19 protein-coding genes are annotated in these 20,341 nt (G+C 72.0%); 9 read left to right on the plus strand and 10 right to left on the minus strand.

Going from position 1 to position 20,341, the window contains the following annotated elements:
* The first annotated feature begins 17 nt into the window (after positions 1-17).
* Together ABEA43_RS43035 and ABEA43_RS43040 are read left to right on the plus strand one after the other, a co-directional pair.
* The gene (locus ABEA43_RS43035) at positions 18-344 is read left to right on the plus strand and encodes a hypothetical protein (RefSeq protein WP_345571458.1); all 327 of its coding nucleotides are present in this window, start codon (positions 18-20) and stop codon (positions 342-344) included.
* 248 nt (positions 345-592) lie between these two features.
* Positions 593-973: an STAS domain-containing protein gene (locus ABEA43_RS43040; RefSeq protein ID WP_345571663.1), complete on the plus strand. Its 381-nt coding sequence runs from the start codon at positions 593-595 to the stop codon at positions 971-973.
* Positions 974-1,110: 137 nt separating this feature from the next.
* Here ABEA43_RS43040 and ABEA43_RS43045 read toward each other — a convergent pair whose 3' ends face one another.
* Positions 1,111-1,743, minus strand: a complete 633-nt coding sequence (locus ABEA43_RS43045; protein ID WP_345571459.1) for a TetR/AcrR family transcriptional regulator — start codon at positions 1,741-1,743, stop codon at positions 1,111-1,113.
* A 141-nt stretch (positions 1,744-1,884) separates the two neighbouring features.
* Between ABEA43_RS43045 and ABEA43_RS43050 the strand changes: the two genes are divergently transcribed.
* The 3 genes from ABEA43_RS43050 (at position 1,885) to ABEA43_RS43060 (ending at position 4,756) form a co-directional block, all read left to right on the plus strand.
* Positions 1,885-3,228, plus strand: coding sequence for an NAD(P)/FAD-dependent oxidoreductase (locus tag ABEA43_RS43050; protein WP_345571460.1), 1,344 nt, complete (start codon positions 1,885-1,887; stop codon positions 3,226-3,228).
* Between the two features lie 90 nt (positions 3,229-3,318).
* Positions 3,319-4,530: a cytochrome P450 gene (locus ABEA43_RS43055; protein WP_345571462.1), complete on the plus strand. Its 1,212-nt coding sequence runs from the start codon at positions 3,319-3,321 to the stop codon at positions 4,528-4,530.
* A 28-nt stretch (positions 4,531-4,558) separates the two neighbouring features.
* Positions 4,559-4,756: a ferredoxin gene (locus ABEA43_RS43060; RefSeq protein WP_345571463.1), complete on the plus strand. Its 198-nt coding sequence runs from the start codon at positions 4,559-4,561 to the stop codon at positions 4,754-4,756.
* Positions 4,757-4,816: 60 nt separating this feature from the next.
* On the opposite strand, the gene ABEA43_RS43065 is transcribed toward ABEA43_RS43060, so the two are convergent.
* The 4 genes from ABEA43_RS43065 to ABEA43_RS43080 form a co-directional block, all read right to left on the minus strand.
* The gene (locus ABEA43_RS43065) at positions 4,817-6,073 is read right to left on the minus strand and encodes an MFS transporter (RefSeq protein WP_345571465.1); all 1,257 of its coding nucleotides are present in this window, start codon (positions 6,071-6,073) and stop codon (positions 4,817-4,819) included.
* A 75-nt stretch (positions 6,074-6,148) separates the two neighbouring features.
* A complete protein-coding gene (locus ABEA43_RS43070) occupies positions 6,149-7,264 on the minus strand; it encodes a mandelate racemase/muconate lactonizing enzyme family protein (protein ID WP_345571467.1) in 1,116 nt (371 codons plus the stop codon).
* Positions 7,261-8,286 (minus strand): LacI family DNA-binding transcriptional regulator, encoded by a 1,026-nt coding sequence (locus ABEA43_RS43075; protein WP_345571468.1) that lies wholly within the window; start codon positions 8,284-8,286, stop codon positions 7,261-7,263. Before ABEA43_RS43075 ends, ABEA43_RS43070 begins: the two co-directional genes overlap by 4 nt.
* 86 nt (positions 8,287-8,372) lie before the next feature.
* Positions 8,373-9,164, minus strand: coding sequence for an IclR family transcriptional regulator (locus tag ABEA43_RS43080; protein ID WP_345571470.1), 792 nt, complete (start codon positions 9,162-9,164; stop codon positions 8,373-8,375).
* Between the two features lie 124 nt (positions 9,165-9,288).
* Here ABEA43_RS43080 and ABEA43_RS43085 point away from each other — a divergent pair, with 124 nt between their 5' ends.
* Genes ABEA43_RS43085 through ABEA43_RS43100 form a run of 4 tightly spaced genes read left to right on the plus strand, consistent with a single transcriptional unit; the run spans position 9,289 to position 12,708 of the window.
* The gene (locus tag ABEA43_RS43085; RefSeq protein ID WP_345571472.1) at positions 9,289-9,942 is read left to right on the plus strand and encodes an ABC transporter permease; all 654 of its coding nucleotides are present in this window, start codon (positions 9,289-9,291) and stop codon (positions 9,940-9,942) included.
* A complete protein-coding gene (locus ABEA43_RS43090; RefSeq protein WP_425570478.1) occupies positions 9,929-10,927 on the plus strand; it encodes an ABC transporter ATP-binding protein in 999 nt (332 codons plus the stop codon). Before ABEA43_RS43085 ends, ABEA43_RS43090 begins: the two co-directional genes overlap by 14 nt.
* Positions 10,917-11,684 (plus strand): ABC transporter permease, encoded by a 768-nt coding sequence (locus tag ABEA43_RS43095; protein ID WP_345571474.1) that lies wholly within the window; start codon positions 10,917-10,919, stop codon positions 11,682-11,684. Before ABEA43_RS43090 ends, ABEA43_RS43095 begins: the two co-directional genes overlap by 11 nt.
* 52 nt (positions 11,685-11,736) lie before the next feature.
* Positions 11,737-12,708: a glycine betaine ABC transporter substrate-binding protein gene (locus ABEA43_RS43100; RefSeq protein WP_345571476.1), complete on the plus strand. Its 972-nt coding sequence runs from the start codon at positions 11,737-11,739 to the stop codon at positions 12,706-12,708.
* 9 nt (positions 12,709-12,717) lie between these two features.
* On the opposite strand, the gene ABEA43_RS43105 is transcribed toward ABEA43_RS43100, so the two are convergent.
* The 5 genes from ABEA43_RS43105 to ABEA43_RS43125 form a co-directional block, all read right to left on the minus strand.
* A complete protein-coding gene (locus ABEA43_RS43105; protein ID WP_345571478.1) occupies positions 12,718-15,519 on the minus strand; it encodes an FAD-binding and (Fe-S)-binding domain-containing protein in 2,802 nt (933 codons plus the stop codon).
* Between the two features lie 75 nt (positions 15,520-15,594).
* Positions 15,595-16,665, minus strand: coding sequence for a zinc-dependent alcohol dehydrogenase (locus tag ABEA43_RS43110; RefSeq protein WP_345571480.1), 1,071 nt, complete (start codon positions 16,663-16,665; stop codon positions 15,595-15,597).
* Positions 16,665-17,513, minus strand: a complete 849-nt coding sequence (locus tag ABEA43_RS43115) for a fumarylacetoacetate hydrolase family protein (RefSeq protein WP_345571667.1) — start codon at positions 17,511-17,513, stop codon at positions 16,665-16,667. Before ABEA43_RS43115 ends, ABEA43_RS43110 begins: the two co-directional genes overlap by 1 nt.
* A 63-nt stretch (positions 17,514-17,576) precedes the next feature.
* Entirely contained in the window at positions 17,577-18,347 is a 771-nt protein-coding gene (locus ABEA43_RS43120) for an IclR family transcriptional regulator (protein WP_345571482.1), read from the minus strand.
* 180 nt (positions 18,348-18,527) lie between these two features.
* Positions 18,528-20,153, minus strand: coding sequence for an ABC-F family ATP-binding cassette domain-containing protein (locus ABEA43_RS43125; RefSeq protein WP_345571483.1), 1,626 nt, complete (start codon positions 20,151-20,153; stop codon positions 18,528-18,530).
* Between the last annotated feature and the right edge of the window lie 188 nt (positions 20,154-20,341).

Raw genomic sequence — 20,341 nt, forward strand, 5'->3', positions numbered from 1 at the left:
CGAAGGGACGAGGAACGATGGCCAAGAAGATGGACTGGCGCTACCTGGACGAGCACCGCCCGGCGATCCACACACTCGAATCGTTCGGCGCGTTCGTCGCCGACTACGCCGTACGTGAGGCGATGGACCAGATCGGCGGCGGCCAGGCGGAGGTCGTCGAGGTGAACGTGCCCCTGCGCATCATGTCGCGGACGGTGCGCAGGACGCTGTCGGCCGAGGACGCGACGGCCTTGGGCGAGACGGCCGAGGAGGCGGCGGGGAGGGCCGCGGCGGTGGACTCCGACTGCCTGGTCATCGAGGGCAGCCTGGGACCGATCACCGTCACGGTGCACCTGGCGATCTGACCCCGCCAGGTCCACCCGGCGATCTGACCCGCCGTGAGCCTCGACTCCCGGCACCCAAGCACGCAGGCATCCCAGGTACCCCGGCACGTAGACCCCGAGGCCGGCTCACGAACGGAAGAGTGGCCTCCGCCAGTCCGGCGCGTCATCCCCATACGGTCCTAAACTGGGCCGATCGCCAGAAGAACGAGGAAAGCCTGGCAAGCACACGTGAGATCTCCGGCGAGGTAGCTGAGGAGAAGGCCGTGGGGATGCACAAGGTCTTTCCGGACTACCGGCGAAGCTGGGCCGCGATGGTGCTCCAGGGCGAGTTCGACCGGAGCACCGTGGCCGACCTGCGGCAGGAAGTGCGCCTGCTCCTCGACGACTACGGCCCCATGCTCATCATGGACGTGAGCCGGCTGGACTCACTCGACAGCGGCGGCGTCGACACGCTCACCGGCCTGACGCAGGAGCTGCGCGCCAAGGGCGGGCGACTGGCGCTGGCGGGCGCGCGGGGGCATGTGCTTCACGCCCTGCATGCGAGCCGGCTGACCAGCATCATCCCGCTCTACCTCTCGGTGGCCGACGCAGTGATCAGCCTCGACCGCGGTGAGACGACAGGCGCCTCGGAGGGCGTACCCGACGGCTGAGCACCCCCGCCCGCGCGGCCCCGCACCCGATCACAGGCTCAACCACGCGCTCGGCCTCGCGCTCGGCTCCGCACTCGATGAGCGGCTCGACCCACGCTCGATCACGCGCGCGGCCCCACGCTGAATCACGCGCTCGATCATGGGGTCGCGTCGAGGTGGTAGAGCGTGCTGAGGAGTGGCCAGGTCAGCGCGGCCATCTCGGCCGGCGGGCGTGGGCAGCCGCGCTGCAGCCAGTCGCCGGCCACCCCGAGCAGCGCCCCCGCGGTGAACGCGGCAGAGACGTCGTGCGGGACCTCGGACAGGGCGCCGGCGTATTCGGGGAGCTCTCCGCCGGCGGTGGCCTCGCTCTGGCGTTCGTGGATGGCGGCGGTGATGCGGCGACGGATGTGGTCGGCCACGTACGCGCTGCCGTGCGGCCCCAGCAGGCTGCGGTAGAGCCCGGCGTGCTCGGCGAGGCTGGCGAAGAAGTCCTGCAGCGACCGCGTCACCTCCGGCTCCAGGGGCGTCTCGCCGGCGCTCGGTCCCGGCAGGGACTGGATCAGGGTGTCGATCATCGCGGTGCAGGCGGCTTCGGCCAGCTCGTGCACGTCCCGGAAATGGTCGTAGAAGGCCGTGCGGCTCACTCCCGCGTGTTCGGCGACGTCGGACACGCTGATCCTGGACAGCTCCCGCTCCTCGACCAGCTTGATCAGCGCGCGCGCCAGGGCCGCGCGTGTGCGCAGGACGCGCCGGTCGCTCGAAGGGGTGTTGCTGTGTTTCGTCGTGGCCACGCCATGAGTTTACCGTCTGCTTACACATGTCAGTTATCTTGCAGTTGTAAGCTAACGTGACAGGGCGGGACGAGCGAAAGGATCACGACATATGCGTATTCGTGTGGGCCGAGCCGTGGCGCGACACCTGGGCGACGCAGCGTGAGCTCCCCGGACAGCATCCTGATCGCCGGCGCGTCGGCCGCCGGGCTGGCCACGGCGGAAGCGCTGCGCCGGCACGGCTACGCGGGCCGGCTGACGCTGCTGGACGCCGAGCCCCACCTCCCCTACGACCGGCCGCCGCTGTCCAAGCAGGTCCTGGCCGGAGCCTGGGAGCCGGGTCGTGCCCAGCTCCGCACGCAGGAGCAGCTCGACGCCCTGGGCGCCGAGTTCGTACGGGGCGAGCCCGCCACGGCGCTGAACGCCGCGGCTCGTACGATCACCACGGCCTCCGGCCGCGTGCTGCACGGCGACGTCCTCGTCGTCGCCACCGGCCTGACCCCCTCCCACCTCCCCGGCCAGAACGGGCCGGCGAGCGGATCCGCAGGCGGATCGCCGCGCGGAACCGCAAGCGGATCGCCGGGCGGGGCCACGAGCGGGCCGGCGAGCGGATCGGCGGGCGGAGCCGCAGGCGGATGGGCGGGCGTGCACGTGTTGCGCGGCCTGGATCACGCGCTGACCCTGCGCGCCCACCTGAGCGCCGCCGAGCGTCTGGTAGTCGTGGGCGAGGGCGTGCTGGGCGCGGAGATCGCCGCCACCGCCCGCACCATGGGCCTGGACGTCACGCTCGCCGGCATGGGCCGCACCCTGCTGGGCGACCAGCTCGGCGACGTGCTCGGCGCGATGCTCGCGGAGGCACACATCGCCCGCGGCGTCCGGCTGCGGCTCGGCGCCCCGGTCGACGGGCTGACCGGGGCGGACGGGCGGGTCACCGGCGTACGCCTGGCGACCGGCGAGCTGCTGCCCGCCGACGCGGTCGTGGTGGCCATCGGCTGCCGCCCGGCGACCGGCTGGCTGGCGGGAAGCGGCCTGACCGTGGGCGACGGCGTGGAGTGCGACTCGCGCTGCCGCGCCGCCGAGGGCGTCTACGCCGTCGGGGACGTGGCCTCGTTCGAGCACGAGGGCATCGGCCGGCGGCTGCGCCTGGAGAACCGGACGAACGCCACAGAGCAGGCCCAGGTCGTGGCGGCCAACATCCTCGGCGCCGACCGCCCATACCTGCCGATCCCCTACTTCTGGACCGACCAGTACGACATCAAGATCCAGGCTCACGGCCTGCCATCACCGGCGGCCGAGGTGAGCATCGCCGAGGGCGACCCGGCGCAGCACCGGTTCGCCGCCGTCTACCGCGAGGGCGGCCGGATCACCGGCGTGCTCGGCTGGAACATGGCCAAGCAGGCCCGCCTGCTCCGGCAGCAGTCCCTGGGCGACTGGCAGGCACAGGCACAGACGCAGGCGCAGGCACAGACGCAGGCACAGACCACCCCACCGCTCACGCCCGCGTGAGCATTCGCACGATCACCCGTTTCGCGCGATTCACCCGTTTCGATCGATCACCCGTTTTCGCACGATCACCGGTTAACGAGGAGATGCCCGATGAGTGGCAACGAGCAGGTCCTGAGCTATCCGATCCCCAGTGACGCGCCGCTGGACCCGCCCGCTGAGTGGGCCGAGCTGCGCGGCACGTGCCCGGTGGCGCACGTCAAGCTGCCCAGCGGCGACCAGGCACGCCTGCTGACCAGGTACGAGGACGTCAAGGAGGTGCTGGCCGACCCGCGCTTCACCCGCCAGCTCAACGCCCCCGACGCGGCCCGGCTGTCGGCCGAGGGCGGCGGGGTGTTCAGCAGCGAGTTCGCCGCGATCATCCCGGACGGCGGCGAGGAGCACCAGCACTGGCGGCGCCTGGTCGGCAAGTGGTTCACCGCCAAGCGCATGTCCGCGCTGCGGCCCCGGATGACCGAGATCGCCGAGGACCTCCTCGACGACATGGTCAAGAGCGGCGCCCCCGGCGACCTCAAGGCGGCCTTGGGCTTCCCGCTGCCCGTCTACGTCATCTGCGACATGCTGGGCGTGCCCGCCGAGGACCGGGACCGGCTCTCGTACTGGTCCGACACCCTGCTCAACCTCACCAGGTACGGCAAGGAGGAGATCGAGGCCGCCCAGGCCGCGTTCTTCGAGTACATGTCCGCCCACGTCGCCGCCAAGCGCGCCGAGCCCGGCGACGACCTGCTGAGCGAGCTGATCGCGGTCGGCGGCCCCGAGGACGGCGGGCTGTCCGACATCCAGATCCTGGTCACCGGCATGGCGCTGCTGGTCGCGGGGCACGAGACCACCGCCAACATGATCGGCAAGATGGTCTCCATGCTGCTCGCCGACCGCGCCCAATGGGAGCGCCTGCTGGCCGACCCGTCGCTGATCCGCACCACGGTGGAGGAGACCCTGCGCCTCGACGCCAACTCCGGCTTCGGCCTGCCGCGCTACCTCAAGGAGGAGACCGAGGTCAGCGGCACGCACCTGCCCAAGGGCACCACGGTCATCTGCAGCATGGCCGCCGCCAACCGCGACGAGAGCGCCTTCGAGGCCGCCGCGGACATGGACCTGAGCCGCAGCCCCAACCCGCACCTGGCCTTCGGCGCCGGCGCGCACTCCTGCCTGGGACAGTCGCTGGCCCGCACGGAGCTGCAGGTCGTGCTGGAGGTGCTGCTGCGCAAGCTGCCCACGCTGGAGCTGGCCGTGCCCGAGGCGGAGCTGGAGCGCGTGGAAGGGCTGGCCGTCGGCGGTCTGCGCACCGTCCCGGTCCGCTGGTGACCCCGAGACCCGAGAGAGGATCCCTGTCATGAAAGTCATCGTCGACGAGGACAAGTGCTGCGGCGCCGGTCAGTGCGTACTGATCGCGCCTGAGGTGTTCGACCAGAACGAGGACGACGGCATCGTCATCCTCCTTGAGGCCGCGCCGGGCGCGGACCAGCACGCGGCGGTCCGCGAAGCGGCCGCCGTCTGCCCGGGCGCCGCGATCGAGCTGAGCGAGGCGTAGGCGCCGGATCACAGGAGGCCCCGCGGCGATCACCGCCGCGGGGCCGAGTGCTGCCGACGGTCAGTGCGCGGCCGGCCGCATCCTGGTGTACAGCAGCAGCGCGAGGCCGCCGATGATCGCGACGAGGCCGAGGACGGACAGGCCCAGCGCGTACGTGCCGGTGGCCGCGAGCAGGGCGCCGACGAGAGCGCCCGCGACGATGCCGCCACCGCCGGCCCCGAAACCGTTGATGATCCCGGTGGCCGGGCCCACCGCGTGGGCGGGCAGGTCGGTCACGGCGATCGCCCAGATGTTGGGCGTGTAGGCGGCGGTGAAGTAGCCGAGCCCGAGGCAGATCAGCGCGAACTGCAGCACGGGGTTGGTCGTGAACGCGACGCCGGCGAGCAGGACCCCGCCGACGACGAGCCCGGAGACCGCGATGGGGCCGCGCCGGCCCGTGCGGTCGGCGAGGAGCATCATCGGCACGGTCAGCACCAGCGAGACGAGGTACGGCGCCGCGGCGAGCAGGCCGTTGATGCTCGTCGCGAAGCCGAACGTCGGCACGATGAGCGGGATGAACAGCGTGATCCCCCAGAAGAGCATGCCGTTCGTGAAATAGCTGAACACGAGCAGCACGAACCGCCAGCCGCCGAACGCCGCGAAGGTGAGCCGCCCGCCACTCTTCTGACCTGCGGTGGAGACGGTGGTGGTGCCGGGCGCGGTCGGCAGGAACCTGGCGTACAGGGGCAGGATGACGACGAGCCCGATCGCGCCCAGCACCCAGAACATCGGCCGCCACCCGAACGACGCCTCGACCGGGGTCAGGACGAAGAAGCCGAGCGCCAGGGCGAGATACTGCCCGTAGTACTGGATCATGGCGCTGGCCCGGCTCATCTCCCGGTCGTCGAACCAGGCCTTGGCCATCCTGAACTGCTGGGGCCAGTAGATCCCCTCGAAGATGCCGACGCCGACGCGCAGCGCGACGAGGACGCCGACGGAGTCCGCGAAGCCGATGAGCACCGTGCACAGCGAGTAGCCCGCGACGGTGGCGAGCAGGATCCACTTGGCGTCGATCCTGGCGGTGAGGAAGCCGCCGAGGAAGTTCGCGATCAGGTAGCCGACGAGGAACGCGGTCAGGGCCAGGCTCGACGTGCCGGCGAACTTCTCGCCGGAGAACCCGAGGTCGGTGGAGATGTTCTTGATCCCGACCGACAGGTTGGAGCGGTCGAGGTAGGCGACGAACAGGCCGACGAGCAGCAGTCCGCTGATGCGCAGCCATTTGTGCGGCAGAGTCGGAGTCAGGGCGGGGGCGTGGGTGGGGTGCGGGTCCGATGGCACGGGTTGTTCCTTAGTGCTGTGCGGTGTGCGGTGCGGTGCGGTGTGCGGTTCGGGGTGCGGTTCGGTGTCGGGTGGTCAGGCTCGGTACGCCTCGATGACGGTCCGGTCGATCTCGATGCCGAGCCCAGGGCCGTGGGGCACGGACATCACCGGCCCGATGGCGAGATCCGACAGGTTCTGCCGGAAGGAGTTGGGTGCCTGGTCGAGCTCGATGACCGGCGGTGTGCGCCCGAGCGAGGGGGTCACGACGGGCAGCGCGGTGGCCAGGTGCAGGCCCGCGGCCACGGTGATCGCGGAGCCCCACACGTGGGGCAGCGTCGGGATGCCGTGGACGCTGGCCAGGCCGGCGATCAGCAGCGTCTCGCGGAGCCCGCCGCAGGCGGTGGCGTCGGGCTGCAGCAGGTCCACGGCCCGCGACTCGATCAGCTCCGCGAAGCCCCAGCGGGTGAACGCCGACTCCCCTCCCGCGATGGGCACTCCCGTGGACGCCCTCAGCTCGCGGTAGCCGGCCAGGTCCTCCGGGATCACCGGCTCCTCGAAGAACCACAGCGCGTCCGGCTCGGTCTCGCGGGCGAACATCAGGGCCTCGGCCGTGGTGTAGCCGCGGTTGGCGTCGGCGGCCAGGAGGACGTCAGGCCCCAGCGCCGCGCGTACGCGGTGCACGCGCTCGATGTCGGACCGCAGGCCGGCTCCGACCTTCATCTTGACGTGGCGGTAGCCCTGCTCGACGAGGTGCCGCGCCTCGGCTTCGAGGTCGTCCTGCCATTCGCCGCCGTAGTAGAACGCCGAGGCGTAGGCCTCGAACGACTCCGGCGCCCGGCCGCCGAGCAGCCGGTGGATCGGCTGGCCGAGCGCCTTGCCGACGATGTCCCACAGCGCGATCTCGACGCCGGAGATCGCGGCGATCGGAACGCCCGCGCGCCCCCACTCGCGGCCGCGGTTGTACATCGACTCCCACAGGGCGATGTGCTCGAACGGGTCCGCTCCGACCAGCAGCGGGGCGTACACGGAGTCGATGAGCGCGCGGCTGCCCTCGGCGGGGCCGAAGCACTCCCCCCATCCGATGATCCCCTCATCGGTCACGATCTCCACGAGGCAGCTGCTGCGGGTCTCCCACGACCACTGGGACATCCCGAACGGCGTCCGCAGCTTCTCGGCGACCACGTGCGTGCCGACCGACGCGATTCTCATGTCCTGGACTCCTTCGTCGTCGCGGGCGGGGCCACCGAGCCCCGCCTGATCAGGGTGCTCGGCACGACCCAGGGCCCTGGATCGACGCTCTCGCCCGCGGCCAGGTCGAGCAGCAGCCGCCCCGCGAGGGCGCCCATCTCCTCCACCGGCTGGTCGATCACGGAGATGGCCGGCTGGTACAGGGTCATCCACCCCGCGTCGGTGAACCCGATGACCGAGACCTCGTCCGGGCAGGCACGGCCGGCCGTGCGGACGGCGCTGACGATCCCCTCCGTGACGAGCGCGTTGAAGCCGATCATCCCGGTGACGCCCGGGTGCGTGCCGAGCAGTTCGCCGGCCGCGGCCTCCCCGCCCGCCCGCGTTCCGTCGGTGTGGCGCGCGTGCCCGCGGCAGCCGGGCCGCCCGGCCACGGCCGCGTGGAAGCCCGCCGCACGGGCGCGGGTGGTGGACGCCTCCGGGGGGCCGAGGATCATGGCGATCTCGGTGTGCCCGAGCGCGAGCAGCTCGGCCGCCGCCGCGGCGACGGCCTCCCGCTCGTCGGTGACGATCGCGGGAACGTGTACGTCGTCGAGCACGCGGCTGACGCTGACGACGTGACCGAACGCCCGCAGGTCCGTCTCGTCCAGCGAGCTGCCGACCGACGGGACGATGACCAGCCCGGCCGGCCGGTAGGAGCGGAGCAGGTCGAGCTGGCGGCGCTCGATCTGCGCGTCGTCATCGCAGTTCATCAGCATCAGCGAGTAGCCGCTGCCGGCCAGCCGGCGTTCGATCGCGCGGTGCAGGCGGGCGTAGAACGGGTTGCCGATGTCGGCCACCAGCACGCCGATCATCGGCGTGCGGGAGGCGCGCAGGCTCCGCCCGACCGTGTTCGGCCGGTAGCCCTGCGCCTCGATCGCGGCGCGGACGGCGGCGCGGGTCTTCTCGCTGACCTGGCCGGTCCCGTTGAGCACCCGGGAGACGGTCTGCGCGCTCACTCCTGCGGCGCGCGCGACCGTGTAGATGGTCGCCTTCGCTTGTGGCACAGTCTCGACTACTCTCCGTGCTGTTATCGATAACTGTCATGCTACGAGCAAGCTACAACGTCTTCGACCAGGGCCACAAGCCTCGGTCACATCCCGGGCTCGCCCAGCTTGAAGCCCAGCACGGCGGAGAGCCGCCGGGCCGTCTCCGCCACGACGGCGCCCATCTCGTGCAGGCGGGCCGGCGCCGCCGCGCGCGTCACGGACACGCTGATCGCCGCGGTGATCAGCCCTCGGTGGTCGCGTACGGGCGCCGACACCCCGGCGGCGTTGTCCTCCAGCTCCATGTCCGAGACCGCGTAACCGGCCGAGCGGACGTGGGCGAGATCGGCCAGCCACTCGTCCGCGCTGCTCACGGCACTGTCCAGCCCGGAGGGCAGGGTGGTGCGCAGCAGGTCGCGGACGGACTCCTCGTCCCACTCGGCCAGCAGCGACCGGCCGGCGGCAGCCATGATCACCGGCACCGAGACGCCCTCCCACACCCGGTGATAGGCGCGCGACGACGGCACCGACAACAGCGTCAGCACCATGTTGCCGCGCAGCACGCCCAGGTAGGCGTCCTCGTCGAAGGCCGTCGCCAGGCTCCGCAGGAACGGCGCGGCCACCTGGACGAGCCTGGGCAGGTGGGTGCGCGAGGCGAGCGCGAACAGCCGCCACCCGAGACGGTAGCGCCGGCTGATCGGGTCCCGCTCGACCATGCCCTCGATCTCGAGTGCCCGCAGCGCCCGGGAGACCTGGCTCTTCTCCCTGCCGAGCCGCTGCGCGATCCAGCTGACCCCGAACCCGTCAGCGTCCCGATCATCGCCGTGACCAGCGAGTACTTCGAGGATCTCCATGTCACGGCGCAGCCCGGCCGACGACGTTGGCGGCTTCTCGCTCATCCCCATCCGTTCATGACGAAACCACTTCATAACTGTTGCGGTAGTTGCACCCGACTTTGCGCTGATTGCAACACATCGCATACGTTTGCGAACTCATGCAAGCGTAGGCGAAGGCGGTACCCCCATGAATTTCAGCGAGTACGTGGTCTCACGCTGGGACACTCTCTCGCTGGCCGCCGCCGAACACGCCCTCGTCGTGGCGATCGCCATCGTCATCGCCACCGTCGTCGGAGTCGGCATCGGGCTCCTCAGTTACGACTCCCCCAAAGCACGCGGCAGCTCGATCGCGATCTCCGCGGCGATCCTGACGATTCCGTCGCTCGCGCTGCTGACCCTGCTCATCCCCTTGACCGGGCTCGGCTGGGGCTCCACGTTGCTCTCGCTCACCGTATACGCGTTCCTGCCGATCATCCGCAACACCGTGACCGGGCTGCGCGGGCTGGACCCGGCCACCGTGGAGGCCGGACGGGGCATGGGCCTGAGCCGTACCCGGCTCATGCTGCGCCTGCAGCTCCCGCTCGCCTGGCCGCTGGTCCTGACCGGCGTGCGCATCTCGACGCAGATGCTGATCGGCATCGCCGCCACCGCCGCCTTCGTGGACGGCCCTGGACTCGGGACGCAGATCTTCGAGGGCCTGTCCCGGCTCGGCTCGGCGAACTCGCTGAACGCCACCCTCGCCGGAACGCTCGGCATCGTCGTCATCGCCGTCCTGTTCGACCTGTTCTTCTTCGCCGTCCGCCAGCTGACCACCCCGAGGGGGCTTCGTGTTCGACCGTGACACCGAAGGCGTGCGCATCGAGTTGCGCTCGCTGACCAAGCATTACCCGGGGCAGCCCGCCCCAGCGGTCGACGACATCAGCCTCGACATCCCGGCCGGCGAGCTGGTCGTCTTCGTCGGCCCCTCCGGCTGCGGCAAGACCACCACCATGAAGATGATCAACCGCCTGGTCGAGCCCACCTCGGGCGAGATCCGCATCGGCGGCCAGGACGCGCTCAGCCTCGACCCCGACGAGCTGCGCAGGCACATCGGGTACGCCATCCAGCAGGTGGGCCTCTTCCCGCACCAGACCGTCGCCCAGAACATCGGGCTGGTGCCGAAGCTGCTCGGCTGGCCGGCCGGCCGGATCGCGGCCCGGGTGGAGGAGCTGCTCGCGCTGGTCAGCCTGGAGCCGTCGGCCTTCCGCGACCGCTACCCGCGCCAGCTCTCCGGCGGGCAGCAGCAGCGTGTGGGCGTGGCCAGGGCGCTGGCCGCCGACCCGCCCGTGATGCTGATGGACGAGCCGTTCGGCGCCACCGACCCCATCACCCGCGAGCACCTGCAGAACGAGTTCGTGAAGCTGCAGAAGCAGCTCCGCAAGACGATCATCTTCGTCACGCACGACTTCGAGGAGGCCATCAAGCTGGGCGACCGCATCGCGGTGCTGCGCGAGGGCTCGAAGATCGCGCAGTACGACACGCCCGCCGCCATCCTCGCCGCCCCCGCCGACGACTACGTCGCGGGCTTCATCGGCCAGGACGTCACGCTCAAGCGGCTGGCGCTGCTGCGCGTGGCGGACGTACCGGCCACCGGCACGCTCCCCGACCCGCTCCTGCCGCAGGTCGCCGCCGACGCCAGCCTCCGCGAGGCGCTGGACGCCATGATGGCCCACGGATCCGACCGCTGCAGCACGCCCGGGGGTGTGCTCACCTACGCCGCGCTGTGCGCGGCGCTCGGCACCCGGCCCGCGCCCGCCCGCGAGGAAGTGATCTCGGGTGACCGCTGAGACCCTGGCCGTCGGCCGGGCCCGCCCGGCCGGCCGCTCGTCCGGCCTGCGCCACCTCGTCACGCCCGCCGTCGTCTGCGCCGTCCTGGCCGCCCTGTACGCCTGGGTCGGCACGCTGGAGCTGGACTCCATCGAGCAGCGCAGCCTCAACGGAACGGTGCTCCTGACCAAGGCGATCGAGCACGTGCAGATGACGGTCGCGGCCACCGCCCTCGTCGTGGTGATCGCGATCCCGCTGGGCATCGTCGCCTCCCGCGCCAGGAACCGGCTGATCACCCCGGTCATCCTCACCATCGGCAACCTCGGCCAGGCGATCCCGTGCATCGGGCTGCTCGTGCTGTGCACGTTCGTGATGGGCGTGGGCTTCCAGACCGCGCTCGTCGGCCTCGTCGCCTACGCCGTGCTCCCGGTGCTGCGCAACACCATGGTCGGGGTGCAGCAGGTCGATCCCGCGCTCATCGAGGCCGCCCGCGGCATGGGCATGACCCGAGGCCAGATCCTGCGCAGGGTGGAGCTCAAGCTGGCCGTCCCCGCCATCCTGGCCGGGCTGCGCACCGCGCTGGTGCTCACCGTCGGCGTCGCCACGCTGGGCGCCTTCGTCGCGGCCGGCGGCTTCGGCGAGCTGATCATCAACGGGCTCAAGCTGAACCGGATGCCCGTGACCATCGTCGGAGGCGTGCTGACCGCGTGCATCGCCTTCCTCGTCGACTGGCTCGGCGGTCTCGCCGAGAGCCTGCTCAAGCCACGCGGCATGTGACGTACGAACTCCGCGGCAATTTCCCCCGATCACAACCAAGAGGTGTCCCTGTATGATCTCCCGCCCGCTTCGACAGACGTTCCCCCTGCTCGCCGCCGCGGCTCTGGCCATCACGACGGTCAGCGCCTGCGGCTCAGCCGACGCCGTGGAGTCGGGCAGTGCAGGCAACGAGCTGGCGGGCGCCAAGTTCGTCGTCGGTTCCAAGGACTTCACCGAGAACATCATGCTCGGCAAGATCGCCGTTCAGCTGCTGACGGCGCACGGGGCCGAGATCGTCGACAAGACCAACCTCGGCGGCACCGTGCCCAACCGCAAGGCCCTGACGGCCGGCGAGATCGACATGTACTGGGAGTACTCCGGCACCGGCTGGATCGAGCACCTGCGCAACACCACCCCGATCCAGGACCCGGCCAAGCAGTTCGCGGCCACCGCGAAGGACGACCTGGCCAAGAACAAGATCCAGTGGATCGGCCCCACACCGCTGAACAACACCTACGCCCTGGCCATCCGCTCCGAGAAGGCGGCCGAGCTGGGGGTCAAGACGGTCTCCGACGTGGCGAAGCTGGCTCAGACGAAGCCCGAGGAGATCACGATCTGCATCGAGACGGAGTTCTCCACCCGTGACGACGGGCTGCCCGGCCTGAGCAAGGCCTACGGCATGACCCTGCCGAAGAAGCAGATCAGCCTGCTGGACACCGGCGTCGTCTACACCGAGACCGACAAGGGCCAGACCTGCAACTTCGGCGAGGTGTTCACCACCGACGGCCGCATCGCCGCGCTCGGCCTGACCGTGCTGGAGGACGACAAGAAGTTCTTCCCGATCTACAACGCGGCCATGACCATGCGGCAGGAGACGTACCAGAAGCATCCCGCGCTGGAGAAGGTGCTCCAGCCGGTGATCGCCAAGCTGGACGACGCCACCATGCAGCAGCTCAACGCCAAGGTGGACGTGGACGGCGAGGAGCCCGCCAAGGTGTCCGCCGACTGGCTGGGCAAGCAGGGCTTCCTCGGCGACGCCGCCTGAGCCGCCGGCTCAGGCCGTGACCTGGTCGAGCAGCTCCAGGAGGTGGCGGTACGGCTTCCCGGTGGCGCGCGTCAGGCCGAGCTCGCAGGTGCGGTTGACCGAGGCGTGGGCGGCGAAGTCCCCCTCGGTCACCGCGGCCGCCTCCGCGCGGGTGGCCGAGTCGGTCAGCTCCGGGTGCAGCAGCCCCCGGTCGCCGGCGAAGCCGCAGCACTGCCACCCCTCCGGTACGGTGACCCGCTCGGCGACCGCCTCGGCGATCCTGGCGATGGCGGCGTCCAGCCCGAGACGGGTCGAGGAGCAGGTCGGATGCAGGGCCAGGGACGGCAGGCGGCGCCGCACGGTCAGCCGGGGCAGCAGGTGCCCGGCCGTGTAGGCCACCGCGTCGGTCACCTGGAGGCCCGGGACCAGGTGCTCGAAGCCCTCGGTGCAGGACGCGGCGTCGCTGACCACCGCGATCCGGCCGTCGCCGGTGGCCGTGCGCAGCACGTCGCGCACGCGACGGCCCATGGCCTCGTGGCCGTCGGTGTAGCCCTTGGACGACCAGGGCGTGCCGCAGCACAGGCCGCCGATCCCCTCGGGGATGTGCAGGCGCACGCCCGCCCGCTCGGCGAGCCGCCGGAAGGCGGCCAGCACGCCGGGGCCGCCCTCGGCGGGGCCGAACAGGGTGTTCAGGCAGGACGGGACGTAGACGACGTCGGCGTCCGCGACCGGGTCCTGGCGGCGGCGCGTTCCGCCGCCCGGCAGGTCACGGCTCCACTGCGGGACGGTGTCCTGGCCGACGACGGCGCGGGCGGCCCGGCTCGCGGTCTCGGGCAGCCGGGGCGGCACGGCGGCGGCCGTGTCGAGAGCCAGGTTGAGCGCGCCGGTCACCGTCTGCCAGCGGTCGGCGGCCGTCTTCCAGCCTCGCTGCGCCAGGCGGCCGTGGCGCTCGGCGCGCAGGCGCTTGGTCAGGTCGCCGGTGTTGATCAGGACGGGGCAGGCGGTGGCGCACATGCCGTCCACGGCGCAGGTGTCCACCGCGTCGTAGCCGTACTCCTGCTCCAGCTCGCGGGCGAGCGCGTGGTCGCCCGCCTCCTGGGCGGCGGCGAGCTCGCGGCGCAGCACGATCCGCTGGCGCGGGGTCGTGGTCAGGTCGCGGCTGGGGCAGACGGGCTCGCAGTAGCCGCACTCGACGCACCTGTCCACCTCGGGCTCGACCGTGACGACGGTCTTGAGGTCGCGCAGGTGGGCGTCCGGGTCGTCGGTGAGCACGACGCCGGGGTTCAGCGTGCCGGCGGGGTCGCACAGGCGCTTGACCTCGCGCATCACCTCGTACAGCTCGTCGCCGTACTGGCGGCGGACGAACGGGGCCATCACCCGGCCGGTGCCGTGCTCGGCCTTCAGCGTGCCGCCGCGCTCCAGGACGGCCTGGACCAGGTCCTCGGTGAAGTCGGCGTAGCGCGCCAGATCGGTGTCGAAGCGCTCGTTGAGCATGAAGTGCAGGTTGCCGTCCTTGGCGTGGCCGAAGACGACGCTGCGCTCGTAGCGATGCTTGGCGAACAGGTCGTTCAGGTCGTCGCACAGGTCGGCCAGGACGGGGACCGGGACGGCGACGTCTTCGAGCAGCGCGGTGGTGCCGCTGGGGCGGGCTCCGGCGACGGAGGCGTACAAGCCCTTGCGGATGTGCCACAGCGCCGCCCGTCCGCCGCTCTCCCTGCTGAGCCGGGCCGGGGCGGACAGCTCCAGCTCGGCGAACACGTGCTCGGCGGCGCGCTCGCGCTCGCCGAGCAGGTCCGCGTCCGACTCCTGCCACTCGATGAGCAGCGCGGCGTGCTCGGCGACGGCCAGCGTACGCAGGACGTCGTCGGCCTTGGGGTCGGTCTGGGCCACCCGCAGGGACTCGGCGTCCAGCAGCTCGACGGCAGCGGGCTCGGCGGCGACCAGACCGGGCATCGCGGCCATCGCCTGCCGCAGGCTCGGGAACACCAGCAGCCCGGTGGCGGCCAGCCGGTGCGCGGGGACCGTGCGCAGCACGGCCTCGGCGACGAACCCGAGGGTGCCTTCGCTGCCGATGACCAGGTGGGCGAGGATCTGCGCGGGCGAGTCGTGGTCGAGGAAGCTGTTCAGGCCGTAGCCCATGGTGTTCTTGAGCGCGAACTGGGCCTCGATGCGGCGCACCGAGCCGGGGTTGCCGCGGACGCGGTCGCGCAGCCGTTCCAGGCCCGCCGCCAGCTCGGGCTCCAGGGCGCGCAGGCGCTCGTCGGCGTCGGGGGCGCCGGTGTCGAGCACGGTGCCGCTGGGCAGCACCAGCGTCATCGACTCCAGCGTCCGGTACGTGTTGGCGTGCGTGCCGCAGGTCATGCCGCTGGAGTTGTTGGCCACGACCCCGCCGATCGTGCACGCCGACTCGCTGGCCGGGTCCGGGCCCAGCTTGCGGCCGTACGCGGCGAGGCGGGCGTTGACCTGCCGCAGCACCGCGCCCGGCTGCACCCGTACGCGGGCGCCGTCGTCGAGCACCTCGATGCCGCGGAAGTGCCGGCGCGTGTCCACCAGCAGGTGCTCGCTCACCCCCTGCCCGCTCAGGCTGGTCCCGCCCGATCGGAACGTCAGCTGCAGCCCGGCCCGCATCAGGGCCGCCACCTGCCCGGCGCTCTCGGGCACCAGCACGGCCTGCGGGGTGAGCAGGTAGTGGGAGGCGTCGTGGGCCATGCCGAGCCGGTCGCTGGCCCGGGTCCGGGTGATGCCGGGCACGGCGGTCTCCACCGCCGCGAGGACGGCGGGGTCGGGCGCGCTCAGCCGTCGCGATTCAGGGCGCGGTTCAGGGTGGGTCACGCTCGTGCTCTCTTCGTACGGGTCGGTGTGGTGTGCGTACGCCCGGCGGCGGGGCCGGGGCCGGTCTTCGTCCGTCTAACGGCGGGGGTCGATGTGGATCTTCGGACCGGGACCGGCCCCGGCCGGGCGGCGTCCGGCCAGGATGCCGACCGTCTCGGCCAGGCCGGCCGTGACGGCCACCAGCGGGCGGGCGTCCACCGAGCCGTCGGCGTAGGCGGCGATGGCGCCGGCCAGCCCGGCCGAGCCGCCCAGGATGCCGACGGCGGTGACGTCCTTGAGCACCAGGTCACGGGTGTCGAGGGTACTCGGCGTGCCGGCCAGGCCGATGAGGACCACCCGCCGGGCGGGCTCGACGAGTTCGAGGGCGAGCCCCGGCAGGCCGGGGGCGTTGGAGGCGTCGACGACGGCATGCCAGGGCAGCTCAGGCAGCGACGCCCTGGTCCAGACGCCCGCCGACGCCGGGTGGGCATCCGCCCGCGCCGACGACCCGGCCCGGACGGCGGCGGTGGCGAGGCCAAGGGGCTGGGCCAGGCGGAGGGCTTCCTGGTCGCGGCAGAGCAGGTGGGCCTCGATCCCCTGGGCGCGCGCGAACAGCGCCGCCAGCAGGCCGATCGTGCCCGTGCCCAGGATCAGCAGCCGCTCGCCCGGCTGGAGGCCGGCGGCCTCGACGGCTCTGAGCGCGTTCCCGCCCGGTTCGGCGAGCGCGCCGAGCGTGGGGTCCACCGTGTCCGGCAGCGGGTGCAGCGCCGTCACCGGCACGGCGAGCTGCTCGGCCAGCGCGCCGGGACGGCCCCGGCTGATGCCGATCTCCGCCAGCTCCGCGCACACGTGGTGGCGGCCCGCGCGGCAGCGGGCACAGCGCCCGCAGCCCAGCATGGTGTCGCCGGTCACCCGCCGGCCCAGCCACTCCGCCGCGACCCCGTCCCCGAGCGCGGTGACGACGCCGCACCACTCGTGGCCGGGCCGCAGCGGATACCACGAGCGGCCGGTGTGCAGGTAGCTCATCTCGCCGGTGAACAGCTCCACGTCGGTGCCGCAGACGCCCACCCGCTCGACGTCCACGACCACCTCCCCGGGCGTCGCGACCGGCGGCTCGATGTCCCGCACCTCGGCCTTGCGCGGGCCGGTGAAGACCAGCGCCCGCACTACCGGGGGCCCAGAACCTGCTGGCGCTGCCGCCCGAGCCCGTCGATGCCGAGCTCCATGACGTCGCCGGGCTGCAGCCAGATCTGCGGGTCGAAGCCCATGCCCACGCCGGGCGGGGTGCCGGTGTTGATCAGGTCGCCGGGCTCCAGCACCATGAACTGGCTCAGGTGGTGCACGATGAAGTACGGGTCGAAGACCATCGTCTTGGTGGTGCCGGTCTGGCGGCGGGTGCCGTTGACGTCCAGCCACATGCCGAGGTCGCGCACGTCGGGGATCTCGTCCGGGGTGACCAGCCACGGCCCGGCCGGGTTGAACGTCTCGGCCGACTTGCCCTTGCTCCACTGGCCGCCGCGCTCCATCTGGAACGCGCGCTCGCTGACGTCGTTGACCACGCAGTAGCCGGCGATGGCGTCCTTCGCCTCCTCGACCGAGTCGAGGTAGGAGGTGCGCTTACCGATGACGATGCCCAGCTCCACCTCCCAGTCGGTCTTGGTGGAGCCGCGCGGGATGCGCACGTCGTCGTACGGGCCGACGAGCGTGTTGGGCGACTTGGTGAACAGGATCGGCTCGTCGGGCACCGCCTGGCCGGTCTCGGCGGCGTGGTCGCTGTAGTTCAGGCCGATGCACAGGATCTGGTGCGGGCGGGCGATCGGCGCGCCGATCCGCTCGCCGGCGAACTCCCGCACGTCGCCCTCGGCGACCCGGCCGGCCAGCAGCGCGGCGCCGCCTTGGGCGAAGAAGCGCTCGTCGAAGTCGGGGGTGACGTCGGAGACGTCGATGTAGTGGGTGTCGTCCACGCGGACGACGGGCTTCTCGGCGCCGGGCGCGCCGATGCGCATGAGGTGCACGGTCATTTCTCCGTCGGTTCGGAAATCAGGGGATGAACTGGATCGACTGGGAGGCGGTGAGCGTCACGGGTGCTCCTCGCCCGAGACGGCGGCGCGGATCGCGGGCAGGTCGTCGACCAGCGCCTTCAGCGGCGTGCGGTAGGCCAGGGCGCTGACGCTGATCGCGCCGCTGGGCACGATGGGCGAGGTCAGGTAGGCGGGCACGGCCAGGCAGTTGACGCCCGGCTCGTTCTCCTGGTCGTCGACGGCGTAGCCCTGCTCGCGGATGCGGGCCAGCTCGGCGTGCAGCTCTCCGGCCGTGCCGATGGAGCGCTCGGTCGGCCGCTCCAGGGCCCGGCCGCCGGCCCAGGCGCGTACCGCGTCCTCGTCGGGCAGGACGCCGGCCAGCAGCACCTTGCCGACGGCGGTGCAGTGGGCGGGGTTGCGGCCGCCGACGACCGAGGTCAGCCGCACCGCGCCGGACGGCGGGTCGAGCTTGGCGCGATAGACGACCGAGGTGCCTTCGAGGGCCGCGTAGTGGATGGTCTCGCCGTAGCGGTCGCAGAGCTTCTTGAGGATCGGGGTGACGCGGAGGTGGTCGGGGCGGGCCTCGTGGTGGGCGAAGGCCATCCGCAGGAACTCGTCGCCGAGCTCGTAGCGGCCGTGGCCGTTCTGCGTGGCGAACCCGGCCCTGCGCAGCGAGGCCAGCGCGCGGTGGACCGTCGGCTTGGGGCTGGCCACCGCCCGCGCCATCTCCTCCAGCCCGATCCCGTCGGGGTGGCGGGCCAGCTCCGCCAGCACCGCCAGCACGCGATCGGATCCGACGAGCTTGGGCTCGTCCGTCGGCTGGGTCATATTCCGGATGTTAGACCATGGTTCCGGAATCCGGAAGTTCGCCCCTTTCTGGGAGGCCGAGGTGGCTCCGCGCCCAGGGCCAGCTCATGCGCGTCGTCGAGCACGCCGGCGACCGTGTCCGTGCCGTCGAGCACGCGCCCCGTGCCCAGCGTCCTTACGAGGTCGCGGGCGAGCAGCGCGTCACTCACCCGCGGGCCCTCCGGTCTCCAGCAGCCGCCCGCCGGACAGCTCCAGCCAGCGCTCCACCTTGATCTCCGCGAGGAACCGCTCGTCGTGGCTGACCACCACGAACGCCCCCTCGTACGCGCCGAGCGCGCTCTCCAGCTGCCCGACGCTGACCAGATCGAGGTTGTTCGTCGGCTCGTCGAGCAGCAGGAGCTGGGGCGCCGGCTCCGCGCACAGCACGCAGGCCAGCGTGGCGCGCAGCCGTTCGCCGCCCGACAGCACCCCGACCGGCAGGTGCGCCCGCTGGCCCCGGAACAGGAACCGGGCCAGCAGGTTCATCCGCTCCGCTTCGAGCATGCCGGGAGCGAACGCGGCCAGGTTCTCCGCCACGGTCCGCTCGACGTCGAGCAGGTCGAGCCGCTGCGACAGGTAGGCCACCCGGCCGTCGGCGCGTCTGATGGTGCCGCCGTCCGGGTCCAGCTCGCCGCTGATCAGGCGGAGCAGCGTCGATTTGCCCACACCGTTGGGGCCGGTCAGCGCGATGCGCTCGGGCCCGCGGATCGTCAGGTCGATGCCCGGCTCGGCGAACAGGCCGCGGGCCTGCAGTCCCTCGCCGAGAAAGACCGTGCGCCCGGCGGGGACACCGGTCCCCGGCAGGTGCAGCGTGATCCTCTGGTCGTCGCGCAGGGCGCGCCCGGCCTCGTCGAGCCGAGCCTTGGCGTCGCCGACGCGCGAGGCGTGCGTCTGGTTCGCCCGCCCGGCCGACTCCTGGGCGCCGCGCTTCATGTTCCCGGCGAAGATGCGCGGCAGGCCGGCGCTCTTGAGGTTGCGGGCGGCGTTGCTCGCCCGGCGCTCAGCCCGCTCGCGGGCCTGCTGCATCTCCCGCTTCTCCCGCTTGAGCTCCTGCTCGGCGCTGCGCACGGTCCGCTCGGCGGCCTCCTGCTCCGTGCGTACGGCCTCCTCGTACGCCGTGAAGTCGCCGCCGTAGAAACGGAGCTCGCCCCGCTCCAGCTCGGCGATGCGGTCCATGCGGTCGAGCAGCGCGCGGTCGTGGCTGACCAGCAGCAGGCAGCCGCCCCAGTCGCCGAGCACGTCGTAGAGCCGGCGGCGCGCGTCGAGGTCGAGGTTGTTCGTCGGCTCGTCGAGCAGCAGGACGTCGGGCCGCTTGAGCAGCTGCGCGGCCAGGCCGAGCGACACGACCTGGCCGCCGCTCAGCGTGCGCAGCGGGCGCGCGAACGCGAGGTCGCCGAGCCCGAGCCGGTCGAGCTGGGCGCGGGTGCGCTCCTCGATGTCCCAGTCGTTGCCGATCGTGGTGAAGTGCTCCTCGCTCGCGTCCCCCGACTCGATGGCGTCCAGCGCGGCGATCACGGGCGCGATGCCCAGAACCTCGGCCACGGTCAGGTCGCCGGTGAGCGGCAGGCTCTGCGGCAGGTAGCCGAGCACCCCGTTGACGGACACGCTGCCGCCGCCGGGCCGGTATTCGCCGGCGATCAGCTTGAGCAGCGTGCTCTTGCCCGCGCCGTTCGGGGCGACCAGGCCCGTACGGCCGCCGCCCACGGTGAAGGAGAGGTCGCTGAAGACAGGCGTGTCGTCAGGCCAGGAAAAGGACAGGTCGGAACAGATGATGAACGCATCGGACATGCGAGAGACCTCGAACGTACGTGATCCGGGGCGCGCCGAAGCCGCCCGGGAAAGGGGACAGGGATTCGGGGTACGACGACCAGGCCACAACGGCGGCGGTCACATGCGCCTGCCGGGGCCGATCAACCTCCGGTCTCACCCGGAGATGTCGTCGTCACCTGCCACGTCTGGTCTCCTAGCCATCTGTC

It is taken from the genome of Nonomuraea rosea (genome assembly GCF_039539705.1).
In the GTDB taxonomy this organism is placed as follows: Bacteria; Actinomycetota; Actinomycetes; order Streptosporangiales; family Streptosporangiaceae; genus Nonomuraea; species Nonomuraea rosea.

Coding starts and splice junctions, on each gene's coding strand:
- ABEA43_RS43100 (WP_345571476.1), top strand. CDS start 11,737: ATGATCTCCCGCCCGCTTCGACAGACGTTCCCCCTGCTCGCCGCCGCG.
- ABEA43_RS43055 (WP_345571462.1), top strand. CDS start 3,319: ATGAGTGGCAACGAGCAGGTCCTGAGCTATCCGATCCCCAGTGACGCG.
- ABEA43_RS43040 (WP_345571663.1), top strand. CDS start 593: ATGCACAAGGTCTTTCCGGACTACCGGCGAAGCTGGGCCGCGATGGTG.
- ABEA43_RS43125 (WP_345571483.1), bottom strand. CDS start 20,153: ATGTCCGATGCGTTCATCATCTGTTCCGACCTGTCCTTTTCCTGGCCT.
- ABEA43_RS43120 (WP_345571482.1), bottom strand. CDS start 18,347: ATGACCCAGCCGACGGACGAGCCCAAGCTCGTCGGATCCGATCGCGTG.
- ABEA43_RS43070 (WP_345571467.1), bottom strand. CDS start 7,264: ATGAGAATCGCGTCGGTCGGCACGCACGTGGTCGCCGAGAAGCTGCGG.
- ABEA43_RS43035 (WP_345571458.1), top strand. CDS start 18: ATGGCCAAGAAGATGGACTGGCGCTACCTGGACGAGCACCGCCCGGCG.
- ABEA43_RS43080 (WP_345571470.1), bottom strand. CDS start 9,164: ATGAGCGAGAAGCCGCCAACGTCGTCGGCCGGGCTGCGCCGTGACATG.
- ABEA43_RS43060 (WP_345571463.1), top strand. CDS start 4,559: ATGAAAGTCATCGTCGACGAGGACAAGTGCTGCGGCGCCGGTCAGTGC.
- ABEA43_RS43085 (WP_345571472.1), top strand. CDS start 9,289: ATGAATTTCAGCGAGTACGTGGTCTCACGCTGGGACACTCTCTCGCTG.